Genomic DNA, 17,125 nt, shown 5'->3' on the forward strand with positions numbered 1-17,125 from the left:
TGAGCGGGACGTGTTTTTAGAACGGCACGTCTTCGTCCAGATTCTCGGCGGGCGCGGGCCGGCTCTGGCTGCTGCGCGGCGGCGGCGCATGCCGCTCGGGCGAAGGCGCGCTCTGGTCGTATTCGCCGCCGCCACCGGGAGCGCCGTCGCGCTGGCCGCTGCCGAGGAATTGGAATCCCTCGAGCACGACCTTCAGCTTGCTGCGCTTCTGACCGGAGGTCTTGTCCTCCCACTGATCGAGCTTCAGGCGGCCCTCGACGAACAGCGGGCGGCCCTTGGTGCAGTATTTCGAGATGGTCTCGCCCTGCTTTCCCCACGCTTCGATGTCGACGAACGTCGTGTCGTCGCGCATCGCGCCGGACTCGTCCTTGAACTGACGGTTGACCGCGAGTCCGAACTGGCAGATCGCGGTGCCCTTCGGCGTGACTCGCAGTTCCGGGTCACGCGTGAGATTTCCGATCAGGTAAACTTTATTGAAGTTGGCCATGGGAAGTGAGGGCTGCGGAGTGACGGAAAAGCAAACCGGACGGGCGGCGCTGTTTTGTTATTTTTGTCAGGGCCGCCCGCCCGAAAAGAATCAAAGGCTCTGAACGAACGTGCGGTAAACGCTGTTGTTCAGGCGGAGGCGCTCCTTCAGCTGCGAGGGAGCCTGCGGCGGGCCGGCGAACACGATCTGCACGTAGGCGCCGCTGGTGAGCTTGCGGTCCGTAACGCGCGCGAAGTCGCGCTTGCCGAGGTTTTCGACCGCGGTGACCTCGCCTTGGACGGCGGCGATCTCGTTCTTCACGCCATCGACGATCTGGTCGATGGAGTCTTCCTTGCCGCGATTATCGAGGATGAAGGAAGCGCGGTAATTGCGTTTGGTGGCGTTCATTTTGGATCTCTGCGATTAAGCTGATTCATGGCCGCCTCGACGCCGCGCGAGAGCAGCAAATCCAGGCCGGACAGGTAATGGGGGAGTTGTTGAGTGACGAGAGCGTGTTGGCTTTCTGAAAACTTTCCGAGGACGAAATCCTTGAGGTCCATCTGCGGTGGCTCCTTCGGTCCGATGCCGAGCCGGTAACGGACGAAGCCGTTGCCCATGTGTTCGAGGAGGCTCGCGACGCCGTTGTGACCGCCGGCGCTGCCGCTGACGGAGATTTTGACGAGGCCGAGGTCGATCGTGAGATCGTCGTAGAGCGCGACGATCGATGCGGGCTCGAATTTGTAGAACCGCGCCAGCGCCCCGATCGCCTTGCCGCTCTCGTTCATGAACGTCTGCGGCTTGGCCAGGTAGCACGTGCGACCGCCGGGGCGATCCCAGCGCGCGATTTCCGCCTCGAACTGCGGCGCGGCTTTCCAGCGCAGACCGCGTTTTTCGGCGAAGGCATCGAGCACGATCCAACCCAAGTTGTGTCGCGTGGCCGCATACTCGCGGCCCGGGTTGCCGAGACCGGCAACGAGCGAAATGGACATGACTCAAAGAACAATCGTCGCGGCCCGCCGCGGTCAAGCGGCGGACCCGACGGAGCAAACTTACTTCTTCGCGGGCGCGGCGGGCTTCGCCGCGGCGGCGGCACCGGCAGCCGGCTTCGCACCAGCGGCAGGAGCGGCGGGCGTCGCCGCGGTCGCACCAGCGGCGGGAGCCGCGGCGGCGGCCGCAGGAGCGGCGGCACCGGCGGCGGGAGCAGCGGCAGCCGTCTCGGTCGCGGAGGCGACTTCGGCGAGCGGCTCGACGCAGGAAACGACCGGCTGGCCCTGCGCGTCGAGAAATTCGACGCCCGGGATCGGCTTCAGGCTGCCCACCTTGATCGTCTCGCCGACCTTGAGTTCGGTGACGTCGATGACAACGGCTTCAGGAAGATCCTTCGGCAGCGTGCGGATGCGCAGCAGCTGCGTGGCGAGTTCCAACACGCCGCTCTGATTCTTCACGCCGAACGATTCACCCGTCAGGCGGACGCCGACGCGGATCTCGAATTTCTCGTCCGCCTTTACCTCTTGGAAATCGATGTGGACGTATTTGTCCGTGATCGGGTCGCGCTGCACTTCCTGGAGGAAGGAGAGCGCCTTTTCCGGCTTGTCCGAACGCTGGAGCTCGAGAAGGACGGCGCGGCCTGCGACGCTCTTCACGAGTTTGACGAACTCCGGGATATCGACCGAAAGCGACTCGGGATTCGTGTGCTTTCCGTAGAGCACCGCGGGGACGCGGTTGACTTTGCGGAGACGACGGGAGGCGCTGCGGCCGGTCTGGGCGCGCGACGCGACGTTGAGTGTGAACTGTTGGCTCATGGATTCGTTCCGCCTGTCGCCCCGGAATTGAGGGCAGGCGTAATGGAAAAGAGGGTCAGGTGATACGGTGGCCTGGGTGAACGCAACCAAAACTTTGGCGGCGCGGCGGACTTTCTGTGGGGAAGATGAAAACAGGCATTGACAATGCGGCGGCCGGTTCTGTTTTTCGTCGGCTCTTTCGCGCGGTGAAAGCCGGCGAGCCACGTTGCCCGGTAGCTCAGTGGCAGAGCAGGTGACTGTTAATCACTTGGTCGCTGGTTCGATCCCAGCCCGGGCAGCCAATTTTCATAGGTAAAACGAAAATCAGGCAGATGCCACCGCCAGAAAATAGGCCGATAGCGCCAGTTGCGGATGCCACCCGAATTGCCATATCCTACCCCACTTTGGACCAACTTTGTCCCTTGACCTCACAAAAAAGCCCCACGGGCCTTATCCCGTAGGGCCTGTTCACTGAACTGACCGGCGCAGGCGGTGCGGCTCCGTGCTTGGACGAAGGGATCGGTTTTCGCGTTCTCCTCGTGGAAAAAGGAGAGGCTCCGTCGGGTGACGGAACCTCTTCGAGTTAGACCTGCGCCATGCCTCCATCGACGGCGAGATCCACGCCGGTGATATATGAACTTTCAGCGGAGGCGAGGAACACGACGGCGGCAGCAATTTCCTCGGGATTGCCTCTGCGCCCGAGCGGAATCTCTGAGGCCCACTGAGCGGCCACCTGCTTGACCTGTTCAGGAGTAAGTCCCGTTTTTTCGAGGGCCGGAGTATCGATTGGTCCAGGGCTTACCGTATTCACGCGAATCTTCCGGTCTTTCAGCTCCACCGTCCAGCCACGCGCGAAGCTGCGCGCAGCTGCCTTACTCGCGGCATAGACGGTAAACGATGGCAGTCCCATCACGTTCGAGACCGAAGAGTTCAGAATGATCGAGCCGCCATCTTTGAGAAGGGGAAGGGCTTTCTGCGCCGTGAAGAACGTTCCCTTAACATTCAAATCGAAGGTCTTGTCGAAATGAGCTTCGGTCGCGGTCTCAAGCGGCGCGACTTCACCCCAGCCGGCATTTGCGAAGAGCACGTCGATGTGGCCGTGCTTTTCTTTCACGATGGCAAAAAGCCGGTCCAGATCTTCTAAACGCGTCACATCGCCCACGACGATCGTGACGTTTCTCCCGATCAGGGCTGCAGCCTCTTTCAGCTCTTTCTCTCGTCGGCCAGTGATCACGACGTAGGCGCCTTCGTCCACGAAACGCTTAGCGGTGGCCAAGCCAATCCCACTGTTTCCGCCTGTGATCACCGCAATTTTTCCCGCCAATTTTTGCCCGTTTTTGTTATTCATGTGTTTTCCGTATTTAGTTTTTATAACGATTCAAAATTCCAGTCGCTTGATCAGGTCCAAATGGAGCCCGCTCAGCGCGGCGCCCATTTCCTGGAGTTTTCCGCCATCGATGAGCCCGCCAAGGTCCACTGGGACAAAGCCGCTTTCCGCCAGCGCACGGGCTAGTTTCTGTTTGGCGTCGGGATCGTCACCCGAAAGGAACAGAACTAATTTAGGCTTCTGCTCCGAATAGTCCTGAATCCAATTCACCACGAGTGTATTGAGCCCTTTGACCAAACGGGCTCCAGGAGCATAACTCGCAATAATCTCGCTCCCAATCTTGCCCTTGGAGTCCTCGTCTAGAGGGCGATTCGTCGCATCGACGAGGATACGCCCGGTCCAGTCAGAAACCTCGGCAAGGGCTTGCTCTGCCTGTTCCCAGCGCACCGCCAAAATTACGATGTCTTGGTTTGCCGCTTCTTTCACGGTGCCCGCTTTGGCCTTCGGGCCGATACTGCGAACAACCTCGGTCAGCGAGTCCGGCCCCTTGCTGTTACTGAGAACCACCTCGTGCCCATGCCGGACAAAGTGTTTGGCGTAGGTCTGCGCCACATTTCCTGCTCCAATAAATCCAATTTTCATATGCTTTCCCCCTTCATTCATTGTTATAGTTACTATCAAAGTATCCGTTAGGGGCAAAAAAACTAGCTGGCCCTCTTCCTGATTTTTGAAACCACATCCGCGAGAGTGGTCCGCTTCAGATCACTTTCGACAGAGTTCTGTGTGCCGAGCAGAACCTCGCCCATTACTTCCTTGATGTTGCCACTCACCACACACCCCTTGCTTTTGGCGTAGGCGTGGATGGCAAAAACGCTTGGGGCGCTGACCGCAGAGTAGATGTCAAAGAGGGAGATCGTTTTCGGACTTCTAGCCAGATCGTAGCCCCCGGATTTGCCCACCGTGGTTTTGACCAGCTTGGCCTTGGAGAGTTTGACCAGAATTCTCTTAACGAAAACCGGGTTCGCGTTCACGCTGCCTGCCAGCACTTCTGACGTGAAATTGCTCTCGTAATGCGCAAGTGCCGCCAACACGTGGACGGCGATTGAAAATTGCGTGTTCACGGAAGCCACAGTCGGATACTTTGGAAGTATCCGTAGCGAATGCAAGAAAAAGAATGAAGAGGCGAGCATCCTTCGCCGAAGACACTACGACTTCCGCATATTGCTGATTCTCGCCCTCGACGTGCAGTCCGTCCGGAAGAATCTTTTTTCACCACCGCTGCGAACAGGCGAGGCGACTGATTGGAGATCAAATGGACGAGCTCTCTGTCGTCTATTTCCTTCGGCTTCGCCCTGGTCAGCTCTATATCGGGTCGCCGTCACTCCGCCCGCAACGCCTCCGCCGGGTTCACCCGCAGCGCCTGCAACACTGGAACCAGCGTCGCCGCGAACACGCCGACCGTGAGCAAGGCCACCGCGCCCAACAGCGCCACCGGATCTACTCCGTCCACGCCGTACAACTGGCTCCGCACCAGCCCTCCTAACTCCAACGCGGCCCAGCCACCGAGCGCCGTGCCGATCAACGCCAGCACGCCGACTCGACCGAGGACGAGGCGGATCACGTGCGCCCGTGACGCCCCGATCGCGAAACGAATGCCAAATTCCCGCGTGCGTTGCGCTGTCGCGTAACCCGTTACACCGAAGACGCCCACCGCGGCGAGAATCACCGCCAGCACCGAAAACGCGCTGACCAGGCTCGCCATGAATCGTGGCAACGCGAGCGCCGAGCCTACCCGGTGCTCCATCGTATCCGCGAAGTACATCGGCACCGTCGCGTCGACCGCCGCCAGCTGTGCGCGCGCCGCCCGGGCGAGCGTCGCCGCCGGCAACGTCGTCTTCACGACCGTGTACATGCCGCGCTGGTAGTATTGCGCGTGCGGCACGTACGCCTCCGGCTGCGGCAGCCGGCCGGGGCCCCAGTGCTTCATGCGATGAATCACCCCCACGATCGTGCGCACGTGCGCATCGCTCCCGTTGCTAAACTTCACGGCCTGCCCGACCGCGTTCGCGGGACTGCCCCAGTAGCGCTCGGCGAACACATCGTCGACGATCGCGACCGGCAGCGACTTCGCCGTGTCCTCCGGCCCGAAATCCCGGCCGTGCAGCAGCCGTGTCCCGAGGGTCGCGAAATACGGCCCGCGCACCACGCGCCACGGGGACGACGCCGGTGCATCCGCCGCGATGGGAACGGTCGGTGTTAGCGGCGCCACCGCCCGGTATTGTGACTCCCCGCTCAAGGGCAGGTACGACACCCCCGCGACGGCCGTCACGCCAGGCAACGCCTCAAGCCTGGACCCAAGTCGCTCATAAAACGCATTCGCGCGGGCCATGTCCGGGTACGCGTCGCTCGTCAGGTTGGTCTTGAACGTGAAAAGTTGCGGCGCGCGAAAACCTACATCGTCGCGCAACAGATTCTGCAGGCTGCGCAACGCGAGTCCGCCCCCGATCAGCAGAAGGACCGCGAGCGCGATTTCCACCACGAGCAATGCTTCGCGCGCCCGCGTCGCCGCACGACCCTCGGTCACGCGCGCCGTGGCGTGGAGGCCGCCCACCACTTGCGCCGATAACACCGGCAACGCCGGCGCGAGCCCCACCACGATCGTCACGAGCCCGAGGACGCCCACCATGAACGCGGCCGTCGGCACGTTCAGCGCCACGTCCTCCAGCCGCGGAATTTCCGCGGGCGGAAACGCCTTCAGCAGATGAATCGCCCCGACCGAGAGCGCCAGGCCACCGAGCCCGCCCGCGACGCAGAGCAGCAGGCTTTCGGCCAGCAGCTGACGCACGACGTGCCAGCGTCCCGCGCCCAGTGACAACCGGATCGCCATCTCTCTCCGCCGCACCGCCGAGCGGAGCAGGCTCATGATGGCAACGTTGACCGTCGCGATCAGCAGCACCGCGCTCGCCGCCGCAAGCAACGCGCCGAGCGGAGCCCGAAATTTTCCGAACTGCGTTTCCTTGAGCGGCACGACGCGCAGCGACCAATCGGGCGCCGCGGGGAAGACGTCGGGCGAGGTCGCCCGCAATTCGCGCGCAATCCGGTCCAGGTCCGCCTGCGCCTGCGCGAGCGTCACGCCCGCTTTGATCCGCGCCGTAGTCGGCAGATAATGCTCGAGCCGATCCGCCGCGCCCTTGCTCGACAGATCCGCCGGTTGCCAGAAAGCGATCGCCGAATCCTCGAACACGAACCCCGCCGGCATCACGCCTACGACCGTGTGTGACTTCCCGTCGACCCGCACCGTGCGCCCCAGCACATCGGCCGCGCCGCCGAACTGCGCCTGCCAAAACGCGTGACTGATCACCAGCACTCTGCCACGCCCGGAGGTCTCTTCGATCTCTTCGAAGCCGCGTCCCAGCGCCGGCTGCACGCCGAGCAGTGGGAAAAGGTTCGCCGTCACCACCGCGCACATCACGCGCTCCGCGCCATCATCGCTGCCCAAGGTGACGCGTCCGATCGAATGCGACCCGATGCCGTCGAAACTGCGTTGCCGTGCCCGGTATTCCGCCAACTCGTAGCGCGACACCCGGCCGAGGTTGGCGCCGAGTCGTTCGCCGACATTCTGGACTTCGACGAGCTGGTGCGGTTGCGGAAACGGGAGCGGTTTCAGCGCGACGCCGTAGAGCGCGCTGAAAAACGCGGTGTTCGCTCCAATGCCCAGCGCCAGAGTGAGGACGGCGACCGCCACAAAGCGGGGCGATTTTCGAAACGACCGAAAGGCGAGACAGAGATCGGAGAACATGTGGAAGTGGCGTGGGCAGGTGGCGGAACCGAAGTGGGTGAAGGATCCGCTCCTTCGGCAAGAGGGAGCCATCCCCTTCGCAACTTTGATGCCACCGACCGCTGCCGCGCACCCGCACCAGTGAGGAAATCTTTGTCACCTAGCCGCCGGGCTCCAGCCGCGTCCGTTCCCGGAACCCCGAAGTCCCAAAATCGAGACGGGAGCTCGGATCTGGCGTCTCGTATCTGAGGTCTGGGGGGCCTGGAGCTGCGACGTCTCCGTCGCGCCCTGCTTCGTTCGCGTCCGTCGCCCGTCGCGGGCAATTCAGATTCAGGATTCACTTTCGAGCCGCTTCACCCGCACCCACACGCCGATACCGTCCCAATACACGAGCTTCGGCCGCGTGCGCTCCTTGTTGATGAACGCGAACAACGCACCGCATTTTCGGATCCTCGTGCGATTGCTCGCTCACGTCGCTCCACAGTCCGTTGAAGGATTTCCGCATGTCCACGGGTTGCACGGCCACGTAGATCCGGATCGCGGCGGCAAACGCGAACATCGCTCAGGCGCGCAACGTCCGCACGAGGGCTAGCCATCACCGTTAACGAATTCACAAAGGCGTCCAAGTCAGGCTTAACCGATTCTGAAGATCCCCTGAAAATCCTTTCAGCCTGCGCAGAAGGCCCCCGCTCGATCAGCCGAAGACTTTCGCCGTCGGCGCGCGCCGCCGCCAGTGCTGGGGACTCAGTTTGCAGATGCGTTTGAACTGCCGCGAAAAATAGAAGGCGTCGTCGTAGCCCAGAGCGTCGGCGATCTCGGCGACGTTCAGCCTGCTCGTTTGCAGAAGCATCTGCGCCCGCTCGATTTTTCGCGCCACGAGATAATCGCGCGGGCTGCACCCCACCCTCTCCACGAACATTCGGCGAAGGTGTGCGGGCGAAGCGTTCATGAAAGTGACCATCTGTTCCACCCGGCCAAAGCGGTGCGGCTCGGCGTCAATCGCCTCGAGCAACGCTTCCAGCCGCGGCGCTTTGGGGCGCTGCCGCTGATGGTGAAGCCGCCAGAGCTGGGCCAGCACAAGAAAAACCATTGCCTGCACTTCTCGCGCTGCAAGCGGATCGTTCCACCGCGCCCGCGCCGCGATTTCGCGAAGGCGAAGATCCAGATCCGCGTCGCGCGGGACCTCAATACCGTGGAAGGCACGTCGCGCCGGCGGTCGCCCTTTGGCAAAAACGAAATGAGCGGCAAAGTTCACCATCGTGCCGTCGCCCACCTGCCGCGCTTTTACCCGGCTTCGCGGTGCAAACAGGAACGCCCGACCAGGAGCGATTTGGTGAGATACTCCGTCCAGGTCCAGGCTGCCTTCGCCGGCGAGACCGATCCAGAGATTGTAGTAGTCGCCGATCTCCGCCTCCCAGTGCCAGGGATTCAGATTCGTCCATACCGCCGGGCGATGAACCAGCCGGATTTCGGGCAGGTTGAGCACCTCCTTCGCCATGAGCGCTGCGTCCATGCAAAATTCTTCCGCCGTCCATTCTCCGAGTCACCCCAATTTGCTACTTTCGTGGCGGAATCATGGACTCCCTCAAACTCAAGATCGGCATCGTCGGCATGGGCAACATGGGCTCGGATCACGCCCGCCGCATCCTCGCCGGCGAGGTCCCCGGCTTGGAACTCACGGGTGTGTGCGACGCCGACGAGTCCCGGCTCGCTCCGTGGAAGGCGCGCGGCGTCGCCGTCTTCACCTCTTATCCATCGCTCCTCTCTTCCGGCATTCAGGCTGTCCTCATTGCGACTCCTCATTTCAGCCACGTTCCCTTTGGGGTCAGCGCCCTGGAGGCCGGCCTGCATGTTCTGGTCGAAAAACCGATCGCCGTGCAGAAGGCCGATGCGGAACAACTCGTCGCCGCTCACACCAAGCCGGGCCAGGTGTTCGCGGCGATGTTCAACCAGCGAACGGATCCTTTGTATATCAAGATCAAGCAACTGCTGGACACCGGCGAGTTGGGAAAAATTCAGCGGATCGCGTGGACCATCACGGATTGGTATCGCACTCAGGCGTATTACAACTCGGGCGGTTGGCGGGCCTCTTGGGCAGGCGAAGGCGGTGGTGTCTTGATCAATCAATGTCCGCACCAGCTCGATCTCTACCAATGGCTCTTCGGACTTCCGGTGCGCGTGCGCGCATTCTGCCAATACGGTCGTTTTCACGATATCGAGGTCGAGGATTCCGTCACCGCCTACTTCGAACACGCCAGCGGCGCCACCGCCGTCTTCATCACCACCACGGGTGAAGCGCCCGGCACCAACCGGCTCGAAATCGCCGGCGAGCGCGGGAAGCTCGTGGCCGAGGGCGGGAAGCTGCATTTCTCCCGCAACGAGATCTCCACGGGCGAGCACCTTCGGACCGCCAAGGAGAGCTTCTCCCGACCCGAAGTGTGGGAGATCGACATCCCTGTTTCCAGTCGCGGCGAGCAGCACGTGGGAATCATGAAGAACTTTGCGGGCGCATGTCTGCGCTCCGAAGCGCTCATCGCTCCGGCGGCCGAGGGAATTCACTCGGTCGAGCTCGCCAACGCCATGCTACTCTCGTCGGCGCAGGACAAGACGCTCACGCTGCCGCTGCAAGGCGACGATTACGCTCGCTGGCTCGCTGAAAAGATCGCGGGTTCGCGCTTCCAGCCAACCGCTCCTTCCAACGAAGCCGTCACGAAGGCGAAATCCGCGTAGGTCACGCGAAGCTGATTCTTGGGCGCGCACCCTTCCGTTTTCATTCCTCATGCGACTCGAGCAAATTTCGGTTAATCTCTATAGTCTTCGCGATTTCCTGACCACCCGCGAAGACTTCATCGCCTCGATCAAACGGCTGTCGGCAATCGGATTCCAATCCGTGCAACTCAGCGGCGTGGCTCCCGGCCTCATCCCCGATGCCGACTTCGTCAGCATTTGTGCGGATTCAGGAATCAAGATCACCGCGACTCATGAACCGGCCGTGCAACTGCTCGCGGAACCGCAACGTTCGGTCGAGCGGCTCGCGCGGCTCGGCGTTTCTTTCACCGCCTATCCCTCTCCCGCCGGCGCCGTCGATCTCGGCGACGAAGCTGGTGTTTCGCGATGGCTTCGGCAGTTGGACCAGGCCGCCGTCGTGCTTCGCGCCGCCGGCATCACATTGTGCTACCACAACCATAATCAAGAATTCACCAAGCTCGGCGGGCGATTGCTTCTGGACCGAATCTTCGCCGAGACGTCCCTCGCCGGCGAGCCCGACACCTATTGGATTCAGGCCGGCGGCGGCAGCCCGCTGCAATGGACGGAAAAACTCGCCGCACAAAAACGTCTCCCGCTGATTCATCTCAAAGATTTCCGCGTCACGGCCGACGGCGAAGTGCAGTTCGCCGAACTGGGCGCCGGCAACCTCGATTTCGATCCCATTCTCGCGGCCGCCACCGCAGGAGGCTGCCAATCGTTCATCATCGAGCAGGACATGACTTACGGCCGGGATCCTTTCGAGAGCGTCGCTGAGAGTTTTAGATTTCTTCAAGCCCGCGTCGCTCGCGCTTGAGTCCGTTCAAATGAACGTGCCGCCCAACCGCGGCCTTTTCCTCCGCGTCGCCACTCGCACCAGCGGCTGTTCCGTCACGATCGCTGATTCGCTTCATCCGTCCCCCGATGTGAGCCGAAGCTGCGCCGCTGCGCCTCGATTCAGCCGGCCGCGCTCCGGTTCGTGTCACAGGAATTGGTGACATGCGATCCCGGGCGTCTGCCGCTATTCTGCAGGTTGTCGCCGGGCGCCCCGCCCGCGCGGCGGCGATCGTCTCGTTCGCCCGACCGTGGCGCAAAACCCATTTCGCTCACCCTCTCCATCCTTGCTGCGTCCGGCGACGAATCTAGCGTTTCGCCCGCAACCGTATTTGCCAGCCTCGGTAGCGGTTCACCGTCCGGGCCCCATGCCATCCTATTCCCGTTCGATTTTTGTCAGCCTGCTGATCCTTCTTTCCTCGCTGGGCGGGAAGGTCCTGGGTGCCGCGTCTCTCGCCGACGGCTATGCGGTGCGGGTCTGGCAAACGGACGACGGGCTGCCGCAAAACATGGTGACCTCCGCCGTGCAAACCCGTGACGGCTACCTGTGGTTCGGCACCAACGGCGGTCTCGCCCGCTTCGACGGCGAACGGTTCGAGGTGTTCGATTCCGGCAACACGCCGAGCCTGCCGGACCGGCGCATCACGCGGCTGTTCGAAGACGCCCGCGGCCAGTTGTGGGTCGGACACGAATCAGGGATGGTCTCGCGTTTTCACGACGGACGCTTCGAGTCATTCTCGCTTCCGCCCGGCAGCTTGAACGACAAGATCATCGGGCTGGGCGACGACGAGGACGGCCGGCTCTGGGCGATGCACGAGGCGGGCTCGATCGATGCCGTGGAAGGCAACACACGACTCCCGACGCTGGTCTCCCCGAGCAGGCGTCCGGAGGTCATGAGCTTTTCATCCCGGAGCGGAAACGTCTGGCTTTCTCAAAACGGCCAGGCGGCGCAGCTGGCAAACGGACGCTTGTCCGTCGCCGTGTTCCCGCCGCCGCGACTCGCCAACTATGTCGAATGCGTCGCCACGTCAGCCGACGGCGGCGTGTGGATTTTCTGCGACGGTCGCGTGCGCAAATGGCACCACGATCGCTGGACCGAAGATCGCGGCCCATATCCATGGTCGCAGGGGCTCGTCGGGTGCGCCCTGGAGTTGCGCGACGGCACCCTGGCCGTCGGCAACATCACGACGGGACTGTATCTCCTCTATCCCGATGGCCGCCATCCCGTGCATTTCGATCTCGGCAACGGCCTGCCGCAAAACTGGGTCCGTTTTCTCTACGAGGATCGCGAGGGCAATCTCTGGGCCGGCGCCGGCAGTGCGGGACTCGTCTCGATCCACGCCTCCGCCTTTTCCGTCCTGAGCCTGCCGGAGGAAGCGCACGGTTGCAGCGTCCTTTCGGTCGCGGGCGCAGCGGACGGATCGCTGTGGATCGGCACCGATGGCGCCAACCTGTATCACTACGCCGCGGGAGAATGGGAGCGTTACGGCCCGGAAAAAGGACTGGCCAACTATTACATCCCCGCAGTCGCCGCCGCCCCGGGCGGCGAGGTGTGGGCGAGCGATTTCTGGTGGGGTGGCCCGTATCGGCTCGAGCACGATCGGTTCGTCCGTCCGCCGGGAATCGAGGAGAACGCGAACCCCGTTTACTCGCTCCTGCCCCTCCCCGGAGGCGAGTGGCTCGTCGGCAACCGCGATGGCCTGCGGCGCTGGAAGGACGGGCACTCCACCTGGCTGGCCGAGCCTCACGGATCCGCCGCGGCGGAGGTGTGCGCGATCGCGCGCGACCCCGCGGGCGTCCTCTGGTGCGGGTTCACCCAGGGCGGGTTGGTGCGCATCGCCGATGGTCGCACGACGCGGTTTGGCCGGCGCGACGGCCTGGCCAGCGACGCCATTTCCAGTCTATGCATCGACAACGAGGGCACGCTCTGGGTGGGCACCGCGGATCAGGGTCTGAGCCGCTTCAAGGACGGCCGGTTCGCGAACCTCAATCGCCAGCACGGGCTGGCCGACAACGCCCTCTGCGCGATCCTCGACGACGGTCGGGGCTATCTTTGGCTCAGCACGCATCACGGACTCCAGCGGATCGCCAAAACCGAGCTTCACCGCTGCGCCGACGGCGCCAGCGCGACGTTCCCGAGCCAAGTTTACGACCGCAACGACGGCCTGCCGATCATCGAATTCACCAACGGATTCCAATCCGTCGCGACCAAGACGCCTGACGGAAAGCTCTGGTTCGCGAGCGGCAAGGGCGTCATCAGCGCCGATCCCGCCCGCATCGAGGCAAATCCCCTTCCGCCGCCGGTTGTGATCGATTCGCTGTGGACGGACGGCCGCCGCGAGCCGGTGGCGGCCGCGCAGGTGACGAGCCGCCTGCGGCCCGATCACGAGCGCCTCGAGTTTCGTTTCAGCGGGCTGAGCTTCGTCGCGCCGACGAAGGTGTTGTTCAAATACCGCCTCGACGGCATCGATCGCCACTGGATCGACGCCGGATCAAAGCGCACCGCGTTTTACAGCCGCCTCCCCGCGGGCACCTATCGCTTTCGCGTCATGGCCTGCAACAACGACGGCGTGTGGAACCTCGAAGGGGCGACGCTGGCATTCACCGTCGCGCCCTTTTTCTGGCAGACCAGTTGGTTCATCGTCCTGTGCATCCTCGCCGCAGCGGGCATCGTCGGGTGGCTCGCCCGCGCGATCACGCGCCGCCGCATGCAGCGCCAGATCGAGGCGATGGAGCGACGGCACGAGCTCGAACGCGAGCGCGCGCGCATCGCGCAGGACATCCACGACGATGTAGGCGCGAGCCTCTCGCGCATCGCGATGCTCAGCCAGCCTGCGCGCGGCGAGCTCTCCGCGCCGGAACGCGCCGCCGACATGCTCTCGCGCATCTACAGCACCGCGCGCGAAGTCACGCGTTCGCTCGACGAAATCGTCTGGGCCGTGGACCCGCGTCACGACACGCTCGACAGCCTGGTCGACTACATGGGCCGTTTCGCGCAGAGCTTCCTCGCGCCCGCCGGCCTGCGCTGCCGGCTCGATCTCCCGGTCGAGGTGCCGTCCTGGCCACTCACCGCGGAGGCGCGCCACAATCTGTTTCTCGCGTTCAAGGAGGCGCTCAACAATGCCGCGAAGCACGCCGGCGCGAGCGAGGTGCGCATTTCGCTGCGGGTGGACGCGGAGTCGTTCACCATTTCGGTGAAAGACAACGGCGCGGGCCTGGCGCCCGGCCGCGCGTCGACCGAAACCGACCGGCTCACCTCGGGGCACGGGCTCGCCAACATGCAATCGCGGCTCGCGCGGATCGGCGGCCGGTGCGAGATCGCGAGCGAGGACGGCGCCGGGACCAACGTCTCCTTCGTCGTCCAGGTGGCTCACGACGCCGCGCCTCCGGCCTCCGCGCCGCCCGTCCCCTGAACCCGCCGAAGCCGCTACCGTCGCGCCCTCCTCACTTTTATGTCCGCGAAAACCGAGAGTTCGAATGTCTCTGCAGCTCCGTCCGCCGCGATCACCGCGATGGTGGTCGAGGACGACCCCTCCGTGCGCACCATCCTCACGCGATGGCTCGAGGAGGCCGAGGGCTTCGTCTGCGCCGGAGTGTTTCCCGATGTCGAAAGCGCGTTGCCCCACCTCGCCCGGGCGAAGCCGGACGTCGCGCTCGTGGACATCAACCTCCCCGGCCTCAGCGGCATCGAGTGCGTGCGCCAGCTCAAGCCCGTCACGCCGCAGACCCAGTTCGTCATGCTGACGGTGTATGAGGATTCCAACCACATCTTCGACGCTCTGTCCTCGGGCGCCACCGGCTATCTGGTCAAAACCACGTCGCGCGAGGACCTGATCGCCGCGTTGCGCGAGGTCCATGCCGGCGGCTCGCCCATGAGCGGCAACATCGCCCGGAAGGTCGTGCAGTCGCTTCAGCAGCCGAAGTCCGCGCTGAAGCCGGCGAACGAACTCTCGAAACGGGAAAACGAAGTGCTCGCGCTGCTCGCGCAGGGTTATCTTTACAAGGAGATCGCCGACGCGCTCGGCATCGGGCTCGAGACGGTGAACACCTATATCCGCCGCATCTACGAGAAGCTCCACGTCCACTCGCGGGCGCAGGCGGTCGCGCGTTACACGAGCCTGAATCGTTGAGCCGCTCGCGCCCGGCGGCGAACGGGACGGGCGCTTGTCCCATGTTTGTGCTATGGCGCGCCGCTTGACGGAGCGCGCGGCGGTCCCGCATTCATTGAGACCTACCCGAAGAATTTACTCCGCACCGCGATTGCGAGGAGCGCAATAAAGCAAGCTGCCCGAATGCAGGGCGCGCTTTGGCGCCCCCGCGATAAGCGACCGGGACTTCTTTGGCCAGGTCCCCATCGTGGAATTCGACCCGCTCACTCCGTTGCAACGCCCACACCCCACGGCCCCACTTCAGGCGATCGTCAACGGCCGCGCCGCTCCCGTCGAGCGCCACTGAACCGCTCCACCCTCGTGCGTCCTCCCGTGTTTTCGCATCTCTCATGAAACCCCGTCACCCCGTCCTCCGTTCCTCATGCCTTGCCGCATTCCTCGCCGCCGCATCGCTCGCGCACGCGATCTCCAGCGACGCGACACCCACGATCATCGTCGACACTGCCGCCGAGCCGGTCGCGTCGGGGCCGTTCGATCCGACGTGGTCCTCGCTCCGCCACTACGAGGTGCCCGCGTGGTTTCGGGACGCGAAGTTCGGCATCTGGGCGCATTGGGGTCCGCAGTGCCAGCCCGAACGCGGCGACTGGTATGCGCGTCATCTGTATTTCGAGGACGGCCCGGCCTGGGGCAATAACGTCACGGCCTTTCACCGCGAGAAATACGGCCATCCCTCGCAAGCGGGTTTCAAGGACGTCATCCACCAGTGGAAGGCGGAGAAATGGGATCCCGAGAAACTCGTCGCGCTCTACCAGCGCGCCGGCGCCCGGTATTTTTTCGCCCTCGCAAATCACCACGACAATCTCGACCTCTGGGACTCGAAATATCAGCCGTGGAACTCGGTTCGCGTCGGCCCTAAGAAGGACCTCGTCGCCGGCTGGGCGAAAGCGGCGCGCGCGAATGGCCTGAAGTTCGGCGTCAGCGTCCACGCCGCCCACGCGTGGAGCTGGTATGAGCCCGCGCAGGGCGCCGACCAGAAAGGCCCGTTCGCCGGGGTGCCCTACGACGGCAAACTCACGAAAGCCGACGGCCAGGGCACGTGGTGGGAAGGGCTCGATCCGCAGGACCTGTATGAACAACGCCACACGCCGAGCCCCCACTTCGACGATCCGAAAACGATCCACGCGCGCTGGGACTGGGACCATGGCGTGACGCCGCCCGACCAGGCGTATTGCGAAAAATTCTACAACCGCACCATCGACCTGATCGATCGCTATCAGCCCGACCTCGTCTACTTCGACGACACGGCGCTGCCGCTCTGGCCCGCCAGCGACGCAGGCCTGAAGATCGCCGCGCATTTCTACAACCGCAATCGTCAGTGGCGCGGCGACGACGGCGTGCTCTTCGGCAAAGGCCTCGAGCCCGACCAAAAGCAGTGCATGGCCCTCGATATCGAGCGCGGACGCAGTCACGTGATCGAACCGTTCCCCTGGCAGACCGACACCTGCATCGGCAGCTGGCACTACGACCGCGGCATCTTCGAGCACCACGCCTACAAGTCCGCGCAAACCGTCGTGCACACGCTTATCGACGTGGTCAGCAAGAACGGCAACCTGCTCCTCAGCGTGCCTCTCCGCGGCGACGGCATGCCGGATGAGGACGAAATCGCGGTCGTCGAAGGCATCGCGGCATGGATGCAGATCAACCAGGAAGCGATCCATGGCACGCGTCCCTGGAAGGTGTTGGGCGAGGGCCCGCAGATGGCCGCGACGGAGCCGTCGAACGGCGGTAATTTCAACGAAGACAAGGTGAAGCCCTTCACGGCTGAGGACGTGCGCTTCACGACCAAGGGCGCAACGCTCTACGCGTTCGTCATGGGCGCGCCCACCTCCACCCTCGCGATCAAGTCGCTCGGCACCGCGGCCAAGCTTTACGAGGGCGCCATCGGCAGCGTCAGGCTGCTCGGCAGCGACGAGCAGCTCACGTGGTCGCACTCCGCCGACAAACTGACGATCTCCGCACCACGCCACGTGCCAAACGACATCGCCGTCGTGTTCGAGATCAAGCCGGTGGAAACGCGCCGCTGAC

The 17,125-nt window shown here is 63.6% G+C and carries 15 protein-coding genes, 1 tRNA gene and 1 pseudogene; 6 read left to right on the forward strand and 11 right to left on the reverse strand.

Annotated elements, in window-relative coordinates; genetic code table 11:
* Window positions 1–16 precede the first annotated feature (16 nt).
* The 4 genes from AC6RV7_RS01495 to AC6RV7_RS01510 all read right to left on the reverse strand — a co-directional run bounded on the left by AC6RV7_RS01495 (window position 17) and on the right by AC6RV7_RS01510 (window position 2,268).
* Window positions 17–487 carry a single-stranded DNA-binding protein gene (locus AC6RV7_RS01495; RefSeq protein WP_500092124.1) on the reverse strand — a complete coding sequence of 157 codons (471 nt, stop codon included), beginning with the start codon at window positions 485–487 and terminating at the stop codon, window positions 17–19.
* Between the two features lie 90 nt (window positions 488–577).
* On the reverse strand, window positions 578–874 hold the full coding sequence (locus tag AC6RV7_RS01500; protein WP_500092125.1) for a 30S ribosomal protein S6: 297 nt from the start codon (window positions 872–874) through the stop codon (window positions 578–580).
* Window positions 871–1,455, reverse strand: a complete 585-nt coding sequence (pth, locus tag AC6RV7_RS01505) for an aminoacyl-tRNA hydrolase (RefSeq protein ID WP_500092126.1) — start codon at window positions 1,453–1,455, stop codon at window positions 871–873. Before pth ends, AC6RV7_RS01500 begins: the two co-directional genes overlap by 4 nt.
* A gap of 60 nt (window positions 1,456–1,515) precedes the next feature.
* The gene (locus AC6RV7_RS01510; protein ID WP_500092127.1) at window positions 1,516–2,268 is read right to left on the reverse strand and encodes a 50S ribosomal protein L25; all 753 of its coding nucleotides are present in this window, start codon (window positions 2,266–2,268) and stop codon (window positions 1,516–1,518) included.
* A gap of 206 nt (window positions 2,269–2,474) precedes the next feature.
* Between AC6RV7_RS01510 and AC6RV7_RS01515 the strand changes: the two genes are divergently transcribed.
* Window positions 2,475–2,549, forward strand: a tRNA-Asn gene (locus AC6RV7_RS01515).
* 281 nt (window positions 2,550–2,830) lie between these two features.
* On the opposite strand, the gene AC6RV7_RS01520 is transcribed toward AC6RV7_RS01515, so the two are convergent.
* The 7 genes and pseudogenes from AC6RV7_RS01520 to AC6RV7_RS01550 form a co-directional block, all read right to left on the reverse strand.
* Window positions 2,831–3,595 carry an SDR family NAD(P)-dependent oxidoreductase gene (locus AC6RV7_RS01520; protein ID WP_500092128.1) on the reverse strand — a complete coding sequence of 255 codons (765 nt, stop codon included), beginning with the start codon at window positions 3,593–3,595 and terminating at the stop codon, window positions 2,831–2,833.
* Between the two features lie 30 nt (window positions 3,596–3,625).
* Window positions 3,626–4,216 carry an NADPH-dependent F420 reductase gene (locus AC6RV7_RS01525; protein WP_500092129.1) on the reverse strand — a complete coding sequence of 197 codons (591 nt, stop codon included), beginning with the start codon at window positions 4,214–4,216 and terminating at the stop codon, window positions 3,626–3,628.
* A gap of 62 nt (window positions 4,217–4,278) precedes the next feature.
* Window positions 4,279–4,695 (reverse strand): RrF2 family transcriptional regulator, encoded by a 417-nt coding sequence (locus AC6RV7_RS01530; protein ID WP_500092130.1) that lies wholly within the window; start codon window positions 4,693–4,695, stop codon window positions 4,279–4,281.
* Between the two features lie 257 nt (window positions 4,696–4,952).
* Complete coding sequence (locus AC6RV7_RS01535; protein ID WP_500092131.1) at window positions 4,953–7,373, reverse strand: ABC transporter permease; 2,421 nt, start codon at window positions 7,371–7,373, stop codon at window positions 4,953–4,955.
* Window positions 7,374–7,682: 309 nt separating this feature from the next.
* Window positions 7,683–7,784 (reverse strand): IS66 family insertion sequence element accessory protein TnpB, encoded by a 102-nt coding sequence (gene tnpB / locus AC6RV7_RS01540; RefSeq protein WP_500092132.1) that lies wholly within the window; start codon window positions 7,782–7,784, stop codon window positions 7,683–7,685.
* Window positions 7,785–7,800: 16 nt separating this feature from the next.
* Window positions 7,801–7,911, reverse strand: a pseudogene (locus AC6RV7_RS01545) (hypothetical protein); the annotation flags it as partial.
* A 135-nt stretch (window positions 7,912–8,046) separates the two neighbouring features.
* Entirely contained in the window at window positions 8,047–8,865 is an 819-nt protein-coding gene (locus AC6RV7_RS01550; RefSeq protein WP_500092133.1) for a helix-turn-helix domain-containing protein, read from the reverse strand.
* Window positions 8,866–8,927: 62 nt separating this feature from the next.
* On the opposite strand from AC6RV7_RS01550, the gene AC6RV7_RS01555 reads away from it, so the two are divergent.
* From AC6RV7_RS01555 to AC6RV7_RS01575, 5 genes are all read left to right on the forward strand, one after another.
* Window positions 8,928–10,082: a Gfo/Idh/MocA family protein gene (locus tag AC6RV7_RS01555; protein ID WP_500092134.1), complete on the forward strand. Its 1,155-nt coding sequence runs from the start codon at window positions 8,928–8,930 to the stop codon at window positions 10,080–10,082.
* 49 nt (window positions 10,083–10,131) lie between these two features.
* On the forward strand, window positions 10,132–10,914 hold the full coding sequence (locus tag AC6RV7_RS01560; RefSeq protein ID WP_500092135.1) for a sugar phosphate isomerase/epimerase family protein: 783 nt from the start codon (window positions 10,132–10,134) through the stop codon (window positions 10,912–10,914).
* 385 nt (window positions 10,915–11,299) lie between these two features.
* Window positions 11,300–14,344: a sensor histidine kinase gene (locus AC6RV7_RS01565; protein ID WP_500092136.1), complete on the forward strand. Its 3,045-nt coding sequence runs from the start codon at window positions 11,300–11,302 to the stop codon at window positions 14,342–14,344.
* 39 nt (window positions 14,345–14,383) lie between these two features.
* Window positions 14,384–15,061 (forward strand): response regulator, encoded by a 678-nt coding sequence (locus tag AC6RV7_RS01570; RefSeq protein ID WP_500092137.1) that lies wholly within the window; start codon window positions 14,384–14,386, stop codon window positions 15,059–15,061.
* Between the two features lie 368 nt (window positions 15,062–15,429).
* Window positions 15,430–17,124: an alpha-L-fucosidase gene (locus AC6RV7_RS01575; RefSeq protein ID WP_500092138.1), complete on the forward strand. Its 1,695-nt coding sequence runs from the start codon at window positions 15,430–15,432 to the stop codon at window positions 17,122–17,124.
* The last annotated feature ends 1 nt before the right edge of the window (window position 17,125 follow it).

It is taken from the genome of Opitutus sp. sgz309028 (genome assembly GCF_059821195.1).